A 16,364-nucleotide genomic window follows, 5' to 3' on the forward strand; every position below is an offset into this window, starting at 1 on the left:
AAATGTTATTTTTAGATGATAATTTATTACCGTTGCTATGTTGTTAATAATTAAAAGGGAACTTTTTAAAAGACTCATCTTATTCTCCAGTTGTCTGTTTTCTCTTAGTGTATGCTCTCAGGCTTTTTTTCAGAATAATGCTATCCCTTTAGGTCTAATTAATAATACTGCTACTGGTAACAATTTAGGAGGTGTTAGTTTTTTCGATTACGATAATGATGGTTGGGATGATGTTACTATAGCTTGCAAAGGAAGTGATCCTGTCCGTTTTTTTAGAAATAATGGTGGTCAACTTGTAGAGGAATTTTATGGAATAACAATCACAGGACATTCCAAGCAAGTCATTTGGGTAGATTATGATAATGACAATGATAATGACTTATTTGTAACACGATTGGATGGAAATAATTTACTGTATCAAAATGATGGCAACTTAAATTTTACAAATGTTACTGTTGCAGCTGGTTTTTCAAACTTCACCGTGTTGTACACCTATGGCGCAACTTTTGGCGATATTGATAATGATGGTGATCTGGATTTATTTTTGTCTAATAAAGATGTGAGTGGAACAATACCAAATAAATTATATAGTAACAATGGTGATGGTACTTTTAGTGACATCTCATTTGCTGCTGGCATTAGTTTGACTGGACATTCAACTTTTTGTGCTTCATTTTTTGATTATGATAACGATGGATTCCAAGATATCTATATGTCAAATGATCGATTCGCTAATACAAACATTCTCTACAAAAACAATGGTAATAGCACGTTTACTGATGTGAGTGCAATTTCTGGAGCTAATATTGCTGCAAATGCCATGTCTACTACTATTGTTGATTTTAATTACGACGGATGGTTAGATATTTATATAACAAATACGGTAGAAGGAAATCATTTATTGAAAAATAATGGTGACGGAACCTTTGATGATATGGCTATAGTCAGTGGATTGAGTTTTAATAGCATTGGATGGGGAGCTAATTTTTTTGATGCTGATAATGATACAGATTTAGACCTATATATCAGTAGTATGGTTGACAATCCAGATTCAGGATTGCTGATGACTGCTTTTTATGAATGTCAAGATAATCTAACCTACACACTGTCAACAACATCAGGCTTTGATAATGATGAATTTAAAAGTTTTTCTAATGCCATAGGCGACATAGATAATGATGGCTTTCAGGATTTTGTTGTTGCAAATCAAGCACCAGATAACCATTCTCTCTGGCATAACCAAAACGATACTAATAACTGGCTCAAGGTGAAATTAGAAGGGGTTCAGAGTAATAAAAACGGCATAGGCTCTTGGATTGAAGTGTCTGCCAATAACAAAGTCATGTATCGCTACACGCTTTGTGGTGAAGCGTTTTTAGGTCAGAACTCTGCTACTGAAATTTTCGGCATTGGTGATGCAACGACGGTAGATTATGTTAAAGTGTCTTGGTTGAGTGGGATAGAGGATGTATTAACAAACATTAGTCCGAATCAAACCATGTTCATTCAAGAAGGTAGCACATTATCTGCTTTAGAGTTCAATACCAATACAATTGCCATTTCGCCTAATCCTACCAATGGAGTTCTTAAAATAAAAGGCTTGAATCAACCAACGGAGATTAAGATTTTCGACTATTTAGGAAGGTTAGTATATTTAAAACAATTGTCTTCTAAAGATTATGTCATTGACTTAAGTCAAAATTCTAAAGGCATTTATATGCTTCAATTCACTAGTGAAACTTCTAAATTGACTAAGAAAATTATACTGAATTAATCTTCCGAAGGTACAAATTGATAAGCACCCAAATCTGTTGTAGAAGTTCTGCTGTTTCCTAAAATATCAAACGGAACTTGACCAGCGAAAATAGAATTTCCAACGCCTCTGGCTTCAGAATCTTCATTCAATCGTAAATCATTTTCAAATGGTAATTTAAATGATGGTTCGTCATTCAAGAAAATATTGTCGTAGTGCTCGGCATCATCGAAATCTATTGGGTCTCCATTCACATCATAACGAATCAAACAATCTGTAAACTTGTAAAATAAGTTAGCATCAGAGTCACCAAAGATATCAATTTCGGCATTGTCATTTCCGTAGATAATACAGTTATTGAAGTTTGCAGCATCCAGATTATTTATTGTTACTGAATTATCTTCATTAACCTGAAAATTATTCAGTAATACCGAGGGAAACTGTCTGAAACTAGTATCCCAGTAGTTGACAAGTGTACAATGTGTGAAGTTATATTTTCCACCTAAAGTTCCTGCAAATGAGGACTGACCAGAATTATTTATGACTAAATTTTCAGCTCTGATGGACGTTGCTCGAGCTAAGATTCCAAAATTACTGGAATTATAAATTTTTGAATTCGTTATCGTTAATTTATCGTTAGGAGCATCTTGATTAAGTTCACATAGCACGCCAACAGTACTGTTTTTAATTGTGGCATAATGAATTTCATTAGCTACACTACCGTTAAATAAGTAAATCGTTGACCATTGCCCTGGAATGTTTTCGTATAGAGGTTCTAAGCGATCACCTTCAAAGATGACTTCATTTTCTAACACATCCTGATCAGTACTTAATGCTCCATTGACTTTTAAAGACGCATTATTAGTCACTAGTAATCCTGAATTCGCATGAAAATGGACTCGAGCTCCAGCTTCAATAGTAAGTACATCGCCTTCATCAACTGCAGCAAACCCATAAATCACATACGGTTTTTCATTGGTAAACGTGAGTTCGTCATCTTGGAGAAAACGACCCTGAAGATTGGTTTGGTCAGGTGTTCCATCGCCATCAACATCAAACGTCAAAGTTTCAATGACTCGAGTATCTTCATCACGTCCTGGAAATATAAATATGGCATCTTTAATAAGGGTAACCAATTCTACTTTTTGAAGGTTAGTACCACTATCAAATTCTATAGCGTCGGTATCCAAAAATTGTAATTCAGATAATGGATTTCCGTTCGTATTGTATGTGGTTTCTATAAAAATGAATAAACTGTCGTTTGCTAAAAGTTCTACATCTTCAAAAACTTTACCTGCCATCCCATCAACATTTAATCTGTAGTTGGAATTTTCGCCTTGTGATAATCGCACACTTGGAATGGAAATATCAGTATCACTTCTGTTGTAAACTTTTAAATTGTATGTGCTTGAGCCAATATCAGCAAACACAGTATCCAGGTAAACGGTGTCTTTAGAAAACGTTAGGTTTCCAGTGCTGGGAGCGAAGTCAAAGTCTTTACGACAGGAACTCCAAAGTGTTATAAATGTTAAAGTAAGTGCAAAATAAAGTATTCGTTTCATTTGTTGTTTTTGGTCTTCATTACTAAAGTTTTGTTTAAGCATTTGTATCACAAATAATCAAACATGCCTTGAGGCATTAAAAATATAACTTTTGGAAGCAATTTGTAGTATAAAAACTAAATTTTGATATAATTCGTATAATTTAATGGTCTTTTTTCGATTCCTTAATAATCTTTTGAAATTCCTGACTACAAATAACCAGTTCTTCAAGCAAATCGACCTGTTTGTTTATGGCTAGTAATTTAGAATCGATTGCTTTGGCATCACAATAATTAAAGAATAGTGCATGGTATTCTTTTGGAATATTTAAGTCAAGAGTCAGTAAAGCTTTGTTAAAAAAAGGATTCGTATTAAAAAGTGAATCAAAGTCCTTGTAAGTTATAGGAATGGTTGGTGCTTCCTTAGATTTTTTACTTTTAAAAAGCTTTCCAATCATGCCAATAATGGCTATAAAATCCATATTTCCACTCGGAGTTCCTTGGTACTGAATAGGATTCTTTTTGATGTCTTCACGGATTTGATTTTTGAATTCTGATGCCATTTTGATAGAATCAAATTTTCGTTGACGTTCGTCTCTTAAAAGTACAGCGTCAAGTTCATTTAAGGTTTTTTTGACTTCAACCACAACGATGTGATTAAAGTCTACGTTTTTAATTTCAATAAATGTTTTAGTATGAAACAGTGAACTTACGTAGAGTGTGTCTTTTAGTTTCGCTTCAATGGTAAAATCACCTTCGTCATTGGTATACGTCATGATGTTTTGAGTAACATTTACAACTAAGGCGCCTTTTACAGTGGTTTCTGCGTCGTACACTTTTCCATTAATAGTTTGTGCTATAATATGAATTGGCAAAAGCGTTAAAATCAGAAATACAAGTTTTTTCAAGAATGGAAATCGATTGGTTTGCCTTTCAAATTAAGAAAAATCGATTGACAATACAGACAAGATTATGATATTTTAACACTGAGTTATTTAGAATAAATCAATGATATCTTGAGTGATGCGAGTAGGTTTATTGGTTTTATGAGACATAAAGCACCAAATGGTTTCAGAAGTAGTTAAAAGTTTGTTGGTATTTCTGTTATAAATTTCCACCATACGTGTAGATCTTAGCCCTTCAGATTTGGTGACATATGTTTTTAAAAGTAAGTCATCTCCTAAAACGGCTTCCGCTTTATATTGAATATAATGACTTAACATGACCCAATAATAGTTGTCTCTTATAGCAGTTGAAGTATTTGCAATCCAGTTATCTTCAGCGATATCCTGAACCCATTGTACATACCTCACATTATTTACATGGTTACGAGCATCTAAATCTTCAGAAGAAACAGTAATGTGCTTTTCAAATACTAACATACTATTTTTCAAAAACTTCAACTTCAAAAAGCTTATCCCAACGCTTTCCGGTTACAAAAATGGTTTTCGTTTCAGAATTATAAGCAATACCATTAAGCACATCTAAACCTTGATGTTGGGTGACTAATTTACGTAAAGGCGAAAAATCTATGACACCTTCTACAGCACCATTTTCAGGATTTATGATTGCAACGCCATTTTTTTGATAGCGATTGGCATAAATCTTTCCGTTTATCCATTCCATTTCATTAAGACCAATAATTTTACCTTTATTAGTATAAACTTGCAATTTTGAGGCTTCCGCAAGTGTCTCAGAATTTAGCAACCAGATGTTTTCTGTGCCATCGGATTTATAAAGTGTTGTTCCATCATTACAAATTCCCCAACCCTCTTTGCTTTGTCCGTATTTAAAGCTACTCATTTTTTCAAACGTATCTACATGATATACAAACCCTGTATTTTCTCTCCAGGTTAGCTGATAAACACGATCATCTAAAATAGTTAATCCTTCACCAAAATATTGTTGCGCTAAATCTACATTTTTTAAAACCTGACCCGTTTTATAATCTACTTTTCTAACTTTTGATTCCCCATACTGACCAGTGCTTTCGTACAATTCACCATTATGAAACTCTAAGCCTTGTGTATAGGAAGTGATATCATGTGGATATATGTTTACAATTTCATAGCCATAGATTTTAGGTAGCTGGTTATTCAGGATTGTGATTTTAGTCGAAACATCTTCTTTAGAATCGCCATAATCAATCGTTGCAGTTACAGTTTGAATACCTAATTTTTGATTTTTCAAATGAAGAGATTCAGATATGGTGTTACCGTTGAGCTTATAACGAACAGAAGCGATATCGACATTATCAGGATTATGTATTGAAAATGTAACCGTTTCACCAAGCTTAACGACGTTATCTTTGGCATTTGTACGAATTGAAACGTTATTTTTTTTGCTTTCTGAATTTCCACAAGTAATAAGCAAAAAGGATAAAGCAATGAGAATGAAAGATTTAAATGCCGACATTTTTTTTCAAATTTTAATGCAAGTTATTTAATAAAATTCGGTTTAAAAAATCATTGCAAAAGTATTAAAAGATTGTATCTTTGCAGTCGGCAAGTCCTACACAACCAGCTCCTGCTTAATCCTCCAGGTCGGGAACGAAGCAAAGGTACGCGGTCGTAGCGGTGTGATGTAGGTAGCTTGCCTTTTTTTATGCGCTATACTTTCCTAATTATATTGTATTTTTAACTTCAAATAGTTTATTTTATTTATGTCTAAAGTTGTATTAATTACTGGAGGTTCTTCAGGTATTGGAAAATCTATAGGTGAATTTTTAATCTCTAAAGGTTATACTGTTTTTGGCACTAGTAGACATCCTGAACGGTATTCAGCTTCAAAATTCAAACTAATAACCTTAGATGTTGCTGATACAACTTCAATTGCAAAAGCCATTAAAAATGTAGTTGAAATTTCTGGGCGATTAGATGTTCTGATTAATAACGCAGGTGCCGGAATTACAGGTCCAATAGAGGAAATTCCAGATGTAGAAATCAAACGTAATTTTGAAACCAATCTTTTCGGACCTATCAATGTGATTAAGGCAGTGTTGCCGCAAATGCGTCAGCAAAACTCAGGTTTGATAATAAATATTACATCTATTGCTGGATATATGGGTTTGCCCTATCGCGGAATTTATAGTGCAAGCAAAGGTGCTTTAGAATTAATTACAGAAGCTTTTAGGATGGAAATAAAAGATTTTAACATCTCTATGAGCAACTTAGCTCCAGGTGATTTTGCGACTAACATTGCTGCAGGTCGTTATCATGCACCTGTAACCATTGGTTCTCCTTATGAAAAAAAGTATGGTTCAGTTTTAAGAAATATAAATGAAGACGTCGACAATGGAAATGATCCAACCTTAGTGGCAAATGCAGTTTACAAGATTATCAATACATCGAATCCAAAAATACATTATAAAGTTGGTGCTTTTATGCAGAAGTTCTCAATAGTTTTAAAACGGATTCTTCCAGATAAACTATACGAAAGACTGTTACTTAAGCATTACAAATTATAGTATTCGATTTTTAGATGTTGATATGTTTTAAAAAAAAGATATCAATTAAGCTATGTTTAAGTTGTAATTTCGCGTCTGAAATAATCACAATAAAGTTAGTTCTTTAAAAGAGTTAAACTCGGAAAAAAGGAAGAATCAAAAACACATTTTTATGAAATTTTTTATAGATACAGCTAATCTCGATCAAATTAAAGAAGCTCAGGATATGGGCATCTTAGATGGTGTAACTACAAACCCATCGTTAATGGCTAAAGAAGGAATTACAGGTCATGACAATATCATGAAGCATTATGTTAATATCTGCAATATTGTTGATGGCGATGTCTCTGCGGAAGTCATTTCCACAGATTTTGAAGGCATGGTAAGAGAAGGTGAGGCCTTGGCAGAACTTCATGACCAGATTGTTATCAAATTACCAATGATTAAAGATGGCGTAAAAGCTTGTAAATATTTTAGCGATAAAGGAATCAAAACGAATGTAACTTTAGTGTTTTCAGCCGGACAAGCTTTATTAGCTGCGAAAGCAGGAGCAACTTATGTGTCACCTTTTATTGGTCGTTTAGATGATATTTCTACAGATGGATTAAACCTTATTGCAGAAATCAGAATGATTTATGATAATTATGGTTTTGATACTGAAATTCTTGCCGCATCTGTTCGTCATACAATGCATGTTATAGATTGTGCTAAATTGGGAGCAGATGTTATGACTGGACCTTTAAGTTCAATTGTTGGATTGTTAAAGCATCCGTTAACCGATATTGGTTTAGAAAAGTTTTTAGCAGATTATAAAAAGGGTAACTAAACGGCAAGTATTTAAAATAGGAAACACTCTTAAAACGGATTTTAAGGGTGTTTTTATTTTGTGCTCAATTTGTTAGATGAAGCTGTCATTTTTTCTAAGCATTCAGTTAATTCATCATTAAATAATTCAATATTAGAATTCACGATCTCCATGTTTTTATCTACAACAAAAATCTTGTGCGAAAAAGTAATAACATACTGATCTAATGCCTGAGACGGATTAGAAAATTTGTATTCATTTTTCAAAGGATAATTTAATGATCTCACCGTCTTTTTCCAGTAATGTAAATCATTATCATTAAAATTGATAGCTATAAAATTTACTTCCGGAAATTTTTCTTTCAATTCCTTTATTTTAAAGTGGCTATTTCTTGAATGCATCTTGTAAATTGAAGACCAGCAATATACAACTGTAGGTTTGTCTATGAGTTTACTTAAAGCAACGGTATTGCCATTAAAGTCAATTAATTCTGCGTCAGGAAGCAAACGACCTGGTTTTAACTTGCTAGCAGATTCTACCAGACTTTTTAAATAGGTTTTGTCATCTGGATTAGTACTTCGCTCTAAATAATAATTGATCAATGTGATGGTTGCATCACGATCATCTGTATTAAGTACAAAATCTCTGATGTTATGTTTTAGTAAATAATTTTTAATTTTTTCATTAGTGATTGTACTATCGATAAGTGTTAGCTTTTCAATATTATAATCCAAGGCCATTCTGTCAAAAGCTTCATGATGCCCTTCAATGTAGTATTGTTTTAGGGCAATATTATTAAAATGCCAAAATAAAAACCTGTTGTATGCGTATACCTTACTTAAATCTTCATTATTAAGATCTACTTCACTTCTGAAATCGTAAAAGTCGTCTGGTAAATCCTTAAAATGAATCAATTTATTGTTCCCGTAATACGCAAAAGGAAACATTTCATGATATGCATAATAATTGTAATCTATACTCGATCTTACGATGGTTTCAAATAATTTAGAAGAAGGTTTATTAGACAAAAATTCTTCAAAGTGCGCTAGTTTTTGTTTTCTGAGTTTTTTCATGTGCTCTACAAAAACCTCAGGTTCTAAATGTCTGATGGTATTAAACTCCTTATTTTCTATTTCATCATCTAAAAATGATTTGATTAGATAATTATTCTTTTTTGAACCAGAGCCTGTGTAAACTAAAGACTCATCAAAATCATTAGTATTTAACCTAATCAATAAACTATCATTTGCTTCTAATAAAATGGTTTGATATTCGCCACCATGAGTGAAGGTGAAAATACCTGGCTTCAAACTATTAACTTTATAAAGAAATCGGTTGCTTTTATCGAGGTAAATGGTATCTCTCTCTTCGTTTGAATTACTAAGAGTCACATAATTATTACTTGGGTTTATAATTTCACCACCAAAATATGCGTAATCACCTTCATCAGATTTAGATTTTTCACAACTAAAAATAAGTAAGCTTGTTAGTAATGTATAAAGATAAAATTTCATAAATATATTGTAGGTAGTTCAATAACCAAACAAAAATAGAGTTTGCAAATAATAAGTCTTGTTAATTCGTTGTTAAATCTTATAGATACAATGGTTTTATAGAATTTCCTTGAAAAATAAATTAATGCTAGTTGTTTCTTACAATGGATTGATTTCTCTACTTTTGCAAAAAATTAAAATAGATATTATGTTATCAGTTTCAAATCTTTCAGTTCAATTTGGTAAGCGTGTTCTTTTTGATGAAGTAAATACTACATTTAATAATGGAAATTGCTACGGAATTATTGGAGCAAATGGTGCAGGTAAATCTACTTTTCTGAAGATTATTTCTGGAAAGCAAGACCCGACCTCTGGGCATGTTCACCTGGAGCCAGGTAAACGTATGTCTGTACTTGAACAAGACCACAACTTATATGATGAGCATACAGTTTTAGAAACCATAATTATGGGTAATAAACCGTTGTTTAAGCTCAAATCTGAAATTGATGCCTTGTATGCAGATTACACTGATGAGAATGCTGAAAAAATAGGGGAACTTCAAGTGCAATTTGAAGAAATGAATGGGTGGAATGCCGATAGTGATGCTGCAGCTATGTTGTCTAACTTGGGTATAAAAGAAGAATTTCATTACACCTTGATGAAAGATCTTGATGGAAAACAAAAAGTACGTGTGCTTTTAGCTCAGGCACTTTTCGGAAATCCCGATGTATTGATTATGGATGAGCCTACCAACGATTTAGATTACGAAACTATTTCGTGGCTGGAAAATTTCCTGGCTAATTATGACAACTGTGTCATTGTAGTATCTCACGACAGACACTTTTTAGATGCTGTTTGTACGCATATTTCTGATATTGACTTCGGAAAAATTAATCATTTTTCAGGAAACTATACCTTTTGGTATGAGTCTTCACAGTTAGCAGCCAGACAACATGCGCAACAAAACAAAAAAGCTGAAGAGAAGAAGAAAGAATTAGAAGAGTTTATCAGACGATTCTCGGCCAACGTTGCTAAATCTAAACAGGCAACCAGTAGAAAGAAAATGATAGAAAAGTTAAATATTGCCGATATTAAGCGTTCTAGTCGTCGTTATCCTGCTATTATTTTTGAAAGAGAACGTGAAGCAGGAGATCAAATTTTAAATATCGAAGGCTTAGCTGCTTCTATTGATGGTGACACGTTGTTTAAAAACATAGATATTAATTTGAATAAAGGAGATAAGGTCGTTGTCTTTTCGAAAGATTCTAGAGCAACAACGGCTTTTTATCAAATTATTAATGGTAAGGAAACAGCTGATTCAGGTAAGTATGCCTGGGGAATTACTACAACGCAATCGTATTTACCATTGGATAACAGTGAGTATTTTGATAATAATTTAACATTGGTCGATTGGTTACGTCAATGGGCAACTACTGAAGAAGAGCGCGAAGAAGTCTACATACGTGGATTCTTGGGAAAAATGATTTTCAGTGGAGAGGAAGCTCTAAAAACATCAAACGTACTTTCGGGAGGAGAAAAAGTTCGTTGTATGTTGAGCCGAATGATGATGGTTAGAGCAAATGTTTTAATGCTTGATGAACCAACAAATCATTTAGATTTAGAAAGCATCACAGCCTTTAACAATTCACTTAAAAACTTTAAAGGAACCGTTTTATTTACAACACATGATCACGAATTTGCTCAAACTGTTGCTAACAGAGTTATTGAGTTAACGCCAAATGGTATTATAGATCGTTACATGACTTTTGATGATTATATGAGTGATAAAAAGATAAAGGAATTACGGGATAAAATGTATACGGTTACTGCTTAAGACTTTCTTTTTAGTATAAATTTTAAATGTTGGTATGATTATAATATCAACATTTTTTTTGGCTTAATTCTAAAAAATGATTTGTTAGACTTAAATAATTTATAGTTTAAAAATACAATGAGTACCTCTTTTTATAAAACCTCAACTTATATTTTCTCGTATATAAAGTGAACATATAAATTAACAATTATGAAAACAAACAAATTATTTAGCAATGCATTATTCGTAGCCTCTCTTTTAATAGGATCACTATTTGTTGGGCAACATTTGGTGGCACAGAGTAAAATGATGAAAGAAGACACTAAAATGGTTGGTGGAGCAGAAATGTATCCAAGTAAAACCATTGTTGAAAACGCAGTAAACTCGAAAGATCATACAACTTTAGTCGCAGCAGTTAAAGCGGCAGATTTAGTTGAAGTTTTATCAAGTGAAGGACCATTTACTGTATTTGCACCAACTAACAGCGCATTTGATAAATTGCCGAAAGGAACAGTTGAAACACTTTTAAAACCAGAAAATAAAGAACAACTACAAATGATATTAAAATATCATGTCGTTTCTGGAAAGTGGAATGCAAAAGACATTATTAAGTTACTAGAAAAAGGTAATGGAAAAACAGTTGTAAAAACTGTATCTGGAGGTACATTAACGATTTGGACTAAAGGTAAAGATGTATATGTTACTGATGAAAATGGGAATTCTTCAAAAGTGACTATTGCAGATGTTAATCAATCCAATGGTGTGATTCACGTTGTTGATAGTGTGCTTTTACCAAAATCTTAAATTTTATAAGCACTTAAAATTTGAATGTATTAATAAGTTAAATAAGCCTCATCAATTTGATGAGGCTTATTATTTTATGCTTTAAGTTCTTGGTTTACTTCATTTAATATGGCTTTAGCTTTTACATGTTCTTCATTGCTAACATACAATTCCTGAAAACCTTGTATTGAAGCTCCGAAGCCAGCCAAACGACCAGATTCAGATTCGTCTTTAACAATTGGACTTATTCCTACGCTTTCAAGTCGATCTCTTAACATCTGAACAACGATGAAGTTACCAGAAAATAGTTTTGTATAATTCGTATCAGTCATAATATTCTTTTTTATACTAGTAATTTACAAAATTTATACCAATTCCATTCTACTTAATTGCCAAATTAAAATGTTAAATATTTAATAATAGAAATTGTCTTTGTTTAAAGATTATATATATTTGTTAAACAATAAATAGATTATCGCTAGATAATATTTTGATTGATTTAGTTAGGTTGTTGAAAAGCCATATCCTATATTAGGATATGGCTTCTTTCATGTATAATAGTTATTGATTTTTTAGTTTTGATAAATTATATCTATTTGAACATAAGATATTAAAATATGGTTTTCATTTGAATTAGGATACAAATGTTTTAATTTTAGAACATTATAAATTAAATTAATCGTAGTTATTATGGAAAATAAAATGAATCCGCATGCCGATAGAAATCCAAACGGTGAAAATTTTGAGCTTAATGAAAGTATAGCCAATTGTCCGTTTTTTGGAGGAACCAATAAAGTAACTGCTGGAGGTGGTGTTAAAAATCGCGACTGGTGGCCTAATGAACTTAAATTAAATATTTTACGTCAACATGCGCCTCAATCTGATCCAATGGGAGAAGATTTTAACTACGCTGAAGCTTTTAAAAAGTTAGATTATAAGGCTTTAAAGCAAGATGTTTTAAATATGATGACAGATTCTCAAGATTGGTGGCCTGCAGATTACGGTCACTATGGAGGATTCATGATAAGAATGGCCTGGCATAGTGCAGGTACATATCGAATAGGTGATGGTCGAGGAGGAGCAGGTGGTGGAAATCAAAGATTTGCACCTATTAATAGTTGGCCAGATAATGGAAATTTAGATAAGGCAAGGTTGCTATTATGGCCAATAAAGCAAAAATACGGACGAAGTATTTCTTGGGCAGATTTAATGATATTGGCGGGAAATTGTGCTTTAGAGTCTATGGGCTTTAAGACTTTCGGTTTTGCAGGAGGCAGAGAAGATATTTGGGAACCTGAACAAGATGTTTATTGGGGAAGTGAAACGCAATGGGGAGCAAATGAGGCGCGCTATGAAGATGGTGAATTAGAGAATCCTCTTGCGGCAGTAATGATGGGATGGATTTATGTGAATCCTGAAGGTCCAAACGGAAAGCCTGATCCGATGGGTTCTGCTAAAGATGTTAGAGAAACTTTTGGTCGAATGGCAATGAATGATGAGGAAACTGTAGCTTTAATAGCAGGAGGTCACACTTTTGGAAAAGCTCACGGAGCGGCAGATCCTAATAAATTTGTAGGAGCTGAACCTCATGGTGCATCTATTGAAGAAATGAGTACAGGATGGAAAAATACTTTCAAATCAGGTGTTCTCGATGATACAATTACGAGTGGAATTGAAGGTGCATGGACACCGAATCCGACACAATGGGATCATGATTATTTTGATGTATTATTGAACTACGATTGGGAATTGACTAAGAGTCCTGCAGGAGCTCATCAATGGACGCCGACTGCAGCATCTAATGCTAGAATGGCACCCAAAGCAGGAGATCCAAATGGGAAACAGGCTTTGATGATGACTACTGCTGATATTGCTTTAAAAGTAGATCCAGATTATTTAGAAATATCAAAACGTTTTCATAAAGATCATAAAGCTTTTGAAGATGCTTTTGCCCGAGCTTGGTACAAATTAACACATCGTGATATGGGACCAATTGATCGTTATTTGGGGCCAGAAGTACCAGAAGTTGAATTACTTTGGCAGGATCCGATTCCTAAAGTTAATTACAAGCTAAGTGATGCAGATTTAGCGAATTTAAAAAATATGATTCTAGATTCAGGGCTTACCGTTTCTCAAATGGTTAAAACAGCTTGGGCGTCGGCATCTACATTTAGAGGATCTGATAAACGTGGAGGAGCTAACGGAGGACGTTTGCGATTAGAACCTCAAAGAAGTTGGGAAGTAAATAATCCTAAAGAACTGACTAAGGTTCTGAATGTTTATGAAAATATTAAAAGCGAATTTAAAGGCGAAGTATCCATCGCAGATTTAATTGTTCTGGCTGGTAACGTAGGAGTTGAAAAGGCAGCAAAAAACGCAGGATATGATTTGCATTTAGATTTTTCTCAAGGTAGAGGTGATGCAACACAAGAGCAAACAGATATTGAAGCTTTTAATTATTTAGAACCACTAGCAGATGGTTTTAGAAATTATATGAAATCTGATTTGCACATTGCAGCTGAAGATTTATTAGTAGATCGTGCTAATTTACTAACATTGTCTGTACCTGAAATGACAGTTTTAGTTGGTGGATTGCGAATGTTAGGAGCTAATTATGATGATTCTTCGAATGGAGTTTTTACTGATAATAAAGAAACGTTATCGAATGATTTCTTTAAAAATATTTTAGATTTCACTTATACTTGGAAAGCCACAAGTGAAGATGACAGATTTTTTGAAGGCACCAATAGAAGAACTGGAGAAGTTAAATTTAAAGGAACAAGAGCCGATTTAATTTTTGGATCCAATTCAGAATTACGAGCTATATGCGAAGTTTATGGCGCTAATGATGCTGAGCAAAAATTTGTAAATGATTTCGCTAAAGCTTGGGTGAAAGTTATGAATTTAGATCGCTATGATTTAAAATAATAAAGGTTAGATGGCACTGAAGGAATGGAGTGTTAAGTTTCATTCCTTCTTTAATTTTGAGATTATTCATGACAGAAGTAGAACAATTATTTGATGCTATTCGTAGTAATAACACTGAAAATCTTCAGACACTTATTCTAGATAATCCACATATAGTGAATAGCGAGGATAGCCGTGGTTTTACACCTCTAATTTTTGCTTCTTATTTTGATAATGAATATGCAACGCAGCTCTTATTGAAAAATCATGCTAACCTAGAAGCTAAAGACAGTGCAGGTAATACAGCTCTAATTGGTGTTTCATTTAAAGGGAACACCACTTTGGCAAATATGTTACTAAAATATGGAGCCAATATCAATGCTCAAAATAATCTTGGCACTACACCTCTTATTTTTGCAGCTATGTATAATCAAGAAGATATCATCAAAATTCTTTTACAAAAAGGAGCAGACTGTTCTATAAAAGATAATAAAGGTAAAACAGCCAGAGATTATGCCTTGGAAAAGGGTGTGACTAGTATTATTCAGTTGTTAGCATAAAAAAAAGCCACTTTATTTTAAAAGTGGCTTTTTTTAAATTTGAAAACTTTCTAATTGTCGATTGAACCTAAAACCCGTTGCATGAATGTGTTTAGAGCTTCTTTTTTTGGAGTTCCGGTTTGAACCATTTTATGGACTTCAAGAGCACCATACAAATTAGAAATTAATTCTCCTATTACGTCAAGTTCTTCATCTTTTAACGAAGGAACTTCAGTTAAGTTCTCTAAAGTTTCAATAGTTTCAATTACGAAATCTTCATCGTTATCTTCAATAAACTGATTTAGATGTTTAATTATTGGTAACTTCATTAACTAAATCTTTTAAAACATCAAACTTATTTGTTTGAGTCTGGTTTACGAAAGTTCCGTTTTTAAAAGTAGCAAAAGTTGGTAAATTGTCAACCGTTGCAAGTGTTCTGGATTCAGGAAATTTCTCTGCATCGGCTATTATAAAAGTGATGTCCTCATTTTCTGAAGCTAATTTCTTGAACTTAGGTTTCATTATTCTACAGTTACCACACCAACTCGCAGAGTACTGTACAACAACAGTTTTGCGATCTGCAATTAATTGTGATAAATTGTCTTGGTCTAATTCTTTAACCATATTTTTTTAGTTTAAGTGTGCTTTTAAATACTCAGCTGTACCTTTAGCATTTGCTTGCATAGCATCTTTGCCTTCTTCCCAGTTTGCAGGACAAACTTCTCCTTTTTCCTGTACATGAGTTAAAGCATCAATAATTCTTAAATATTCATTAACATTTCTTCCGAGAGGCATATTGTTAATACTTTCGTGTTGAATAGTACCTTCTTCATCAAGAATATAAGTAGCTCTATAGGTAACGTTATCTCCTTCTACAGTAACTACACCTGTTTCTTCATTATAGGTTTCATTAGTAATATCTAAAATACCTAAAGTTGAGGCTAGGTTTCTGTTTGAATCTGCTAAAAGAGGATATGTTACACCTTCTATACCACCATTATCTTTTTTTGTACTTAACCATGCAAAATGAACTTCAGCAGTATCGCAAGAAGCACCTATCACGATGGTATTTCTTTTTTCAAATTCACCTAAAGCTGCTTGGAATGCGTGTAACTCCGTTGGGCAAACAAATGTGAAGTCTTTTGGATACCAAAATAAAAGTACTTTTTTATTGTTGTTTTTTGCCTCCTCAAGAACGTTGATTTTAAAAGTGTCACCCATGTCATTCATTGCGTTTACACTTAAATCTGGAAATTGTTTTCCTACTAATGCCATATTTATATATT

16 protein-coding genes and 1 other RNA gene are annotated in these 16,364 nt (G+C 33.1%); 8 read left to right on the top strand and 9 right to left on the bottom strand.

Annotation, left to right across the window (positions count from 1 at the left end; translation table 11 throughout):
- Positions 1 to 37: 37 nt before the first annotated feature.
- Positions 38 to 1,774 (top strand): FG-GAP-like repeat-containing protein, encoded by a 1,737-nt coding sequence (locus tag TD18_RS14075; RefSeq protein WP_040253803.1) that lies wholly within the window; start codon positions 38 to 40, stop codon positions 1,772 to 1,774.
- Here TD18_RS14075 and TD18_RS14080 read toward each other — a convergent pair.
- From TD18_RS14080 to TD18_RS14095, 4 genes are all read right to left on the bottom strand, one after another.
- Complete coding sequence (locus TD18_RS14080) at positions 1,771 to 3,315, bottom strand: hypothetical protein (protein ID WP_040254040.1); 1,545 nt, start codon at positions 3,313 to 3,315, stop codon at positions 1,771 to 1,773. The genes TD18_RS14075 and TD18_RS14080 overlap by 4 nt on opposite strands.
- Positions 3,316 to 3,457: 142 nt before the next feature.
- Complete coding sequence (locus TD18_RS14085; protein WP_040253804.1) at positions 3,458 to 4,201, bottom strand: peptidase associated/transthyretin-like domain-containing protein; 744 nt, start codon at positions 4,199 to 4,201, stop codon at positions 3,458 to 3,460.
- Positions 4,202 to 4,288: 87 nt separating this feature from the next.
- Positions 4,289 to 4,675 (bottom strand): acyl-CoA thioesterase, encoded by a 387-nt coding sequence (locus TD18_RS14090; protein WP_040253807.1) that lies wholly within the window; start codon positions 4,673 to 4,675, stop codon positions 4,289 to 4,291.
- Position 4,676: 1 nt separating this feature from the next.
- Positions 4,677 to 5,708: a glutaminyl-peptide cyclotransferase gene (locus tag TD18_RS14095; protein WP_040253809.1), complete on the bottom strand. Its 1,032-nt coding sequence runs from the start codon at positions 5,706 to 5,708 to the stop codon at positions 4,677 to 4,679.
- Between the two features lie 87 nt (positions 5,709 to 5,795).
- Here TD18_RS14095 and ffs point away from each other — a divergent pair.
- From ffs to fsa, 3 genes are all read left to right on the top strand, one after another.
- Positions 5,796 to 5,894, top strand: an RNA gene (ffs, locus tag TD18_RS17060) — signal recognition particle sRNA small type.
- 61 nt (positions 5,895 to 5,955) lie between these two features.
- A complete protein-coding gene (locus TD18_RS14100; protein ID WP_040253811.1) occupies positions 5,956 to 6,759 on the top strand; it encodes an SDR family oxidoreductase in 804 nt (267 codons plus the stop codon).
- A gap of 151 nt (positions 6,760 to 6,910) precedes the next feature.
- A complete protein-coding gene (fsa, locus tag TD18_RS14105) occupies positions 6,911 to 7,564 on the top strand; it encodes a fructose-6-phosphate aldolase (RefSeq protein ID WP_040253813.1) in 654 nt (217 codons plus the stop codon).
- 53 nt (positions 7,565 to 7,617) lie between these two features.
- On the opposite strand, the gene TD18_RS14110 is transcribed toward fsa, so the two are convergent.
- Positions 7,618 to 9,057 carry a TlpA family protein disulfide reductase gene (locus TD18_RS14110; protein WP_052461193.1) on the bottom strand — a complete coding sequence of 480 codons (1,440 nt, stop codon included), beginning with the start codon at positions 9,055 to 9,057 and terminating at the stop codon, positions 7,618 to 7,620.
- Between the two features lie 187 nt (positions 9,058 to 9,244).
- On the opposite strand from TD18_RS14110, the gene TD18_RS14115 reads away from it, so the two are divergent.
- Positions 9,245 to 10,870: an ABC-F family ATP-binding cassette domain-containing protein gene (locus TD18_RS14115; RefSeq protein ID WP_040254043.1), complete on the top strand. Its 1,626-nt coding sequence runs from the start codon at positions 9,245 to 9,247 to the stop codon at positions 10,868 to 10,870.
- 189 nt (positions 10,871 to 11,059) lie between these two features.
- Positions 11,060 to 11,653 (top strand): fasciclin domain-containing protein, encoded by a 594-nt coding sequence (locus tag TD18_RS14120; protein WP_040253815.1) that lies wholly within the window; start codon positions 11,060 to 11,062, stop codon positions 11,651 to 11,653.
- 74 nt (positions 11,654 to 11,727) lie between these two features.
- On the opposite strand, the gene TD18_RS14125 is transcribed toward TD18_RS14120, so the two are convergent.
- Positions 11,728 to 11,964, bottom strand: coding sequence for a putative signal transducing protein (locus TD18_RS14125; protein ID WP_040253816.1), 237 nt, complete (start codon positions 11,962 to 11,964; stop codon positions 11,728 to 11,730).
- Between the two features lie 358 nt (positions 11,965 to 12,322).
- Here TD18_RS14125 and katG point away from each other — a divergent pair, with 358 nt between their 5' ends.
- Both katG and TD18_RS14135 read left to right on the top strand, forming a co-directional pair.
- On the top strand, positions 12,323 to 14,560 hold the full coding sequence (katG, locus tag TD18_RS14130; protein ID WP_040253819.1) for a catalase/peroxidase HPI: 2,238 nt from the start codon (positions 12,323 to 12,325) through the stop codon (positions 14,558 to 14,560).
- A gap of 68 nt (positions 14,561 to 14,628) precedes the next feature.
- Positions 14,629 to 15,099: an ankyrin repeat domain-containing protein gene (locus TD18_RS14135; RefSeq protein ID WP_040253822.1), complete on the top strand. Its 471-nt coding sequence runs from the start codon at positions 14,629 to 14,631 to the stop codon at positions 15,097 to 15,099.
- Between the two features lie 50 nt (positions 15,100 to 15,149).
- Here TD18_RS14135 and TD18_RS14140 read toward each other — a convergent pair whose 3' ends face one another.
- From TD18_RS14140 to TD18_RS14150, 3 genes are read right to left on the bottom strand one after another with little or no spacing between them, the layout of a single operon-like run.
- Positions 15,150 to 15,407, bottom strand: coding sequence for a DUF6952 family protein (locus TD18_RS14140; protein WP_040253824.1), 258 nt, complete (start codon positions 15,405 to 15,407; stop codon positions 15,150 to 15,152).
- Complete coding sequence (locus TD18_RS14145; RefSeq protein ID WP_040253827.1) at positions 15,388 to 15,702, bottom strand: thioredoxin family protein; 315 nt, start codon at positions 15,700 to 15,702, stop codon at positions 15,388 to 15,390. The genes TD18_RS14140 and TD18_RS14145 overlap by 20 nt, the downstream gene beginning before the upstream one ends.
- Positions 15,703 to 15,708: 6 nt before the next feature.
- Positions 15,709 to 16,353, bottom strand: a complete 645-nt coding sequence (locus TD18_RS14150; protein ID WP_040253829.1) for a peroxiredoxin — start codon at positions 16,351 to 16,353, stop codon at positions 15,709 to 15,711.
- Positions 16,354 to 16,364 lie beyond the last annotated feature (11 nt).

Origin of the sequence: Psychroserpens mesophilus (assembly GCF_000826645.1) — a bacterium.
In the GTDB taxonomy this organism is placed as follows: Bacteria; Bacteroidota; Bacteroidia; order Flavobacteriales; family Flavobacteriaceae; genus Psychroserpens; species Psychroserpens mesophilus.

Coding starts and splice junctions, on each gene's coding strand:
- TD18_RS14075 (WP_040253803.1), top strand. CDS start 38: ATGTTGTTAATAATTAAAAGGGAACTTTTTAAAAGACTCATCTTATTC.
- TD18_RS14080 (WP_040254040.1), bottom strand. CDS start 3,315: ATGAAACGAATACTTTATTTTGCACTTACTTTAACATTTATAACACTT.
- TD18_RS14090 (WP_040253807.1), bottom strand. CDS start 4,675: ATGTTAGTATTTGAAAAGCACATTACTGTTTCTTCTGAAGATTTAGAT.
- TD18_RS14095 (WP_040253809.1), bottom strand. CDS start 5,708: ATGTCGGCATTTAAATCTTTCATTCTCATTGCTTTATCCTTTTTGCTT.
- TD18_RS14100 (WP_040253811.1), top strand. CDS start 5,956: ATGTCTAAAGTTGTATTAATTACTGGAGGTTCTTCAGGTATTGGAAAA.
- fsa (WP_040253813.1), top strand. CDS start 6,911: ATGAAATTTTTTATAGATACAGCTAATCTCGATCAAATTAAAGAAGCT.
- TD18_RS14110 (WP_052461193.1), bottom strand. CDS start 9,057: ATGAAATTTTATCTTTATACATTACTAACAAGCTTACTTATTTTTAGT.
- TD18_RS14115 (WP_040254043.1), top strand. CDS start 9,245: ATGTTATCAGTTTCAAATCTTTCAGTTCAATTTGGTAAGCGTGTTCTT.
- TD18_RS14120 (WP_040253815.1), top strand. CDS start 11,060: ATGAAAACAAACAAATTATTTAGCAATGCATTATTCGTAGCCTCTCTT.
- TD18_RS14125 (WP_040253816.1), bottom strand. CDS start 11,964: ATGACTGATACGAATTATACAAAACTATTTTCTGGTAACTTCATCGTT.
- katG (WP_040253819.1), top strand. CDS start 12,323: ATGGAAAATAAAATGAATCCGCATGCCGATAGAAATCCAAACGGTGAA.
- TD18_RS14135 (WP_040253822.1), top strand. CDS start 14,629: ATGACAGAAGTAGAACAATTATTTGATGCTATTCGTAGTAATAACACT.
- TD18_RS14140 (WP_040253824.1), bottom strand. CDS start 15,407: ATGAAGTTACCAATAATTAAACATCTAAATCAGTTTATTGAAGATAAC.
- TD18_RS14145 (WP_040253827.1), bottom strand. CDS start 15,702: ATGGTTAAAGAATTAGACCAAGACAATTTATCACAATTAATTGCAGAT.
- TD18_RS14150 (WP_040253829.1), bottom strand. CDS start 16,353: ATGGCATTAGTAGGAAAACAATTTCCAGATTTAAGTGTAAACGCAATG.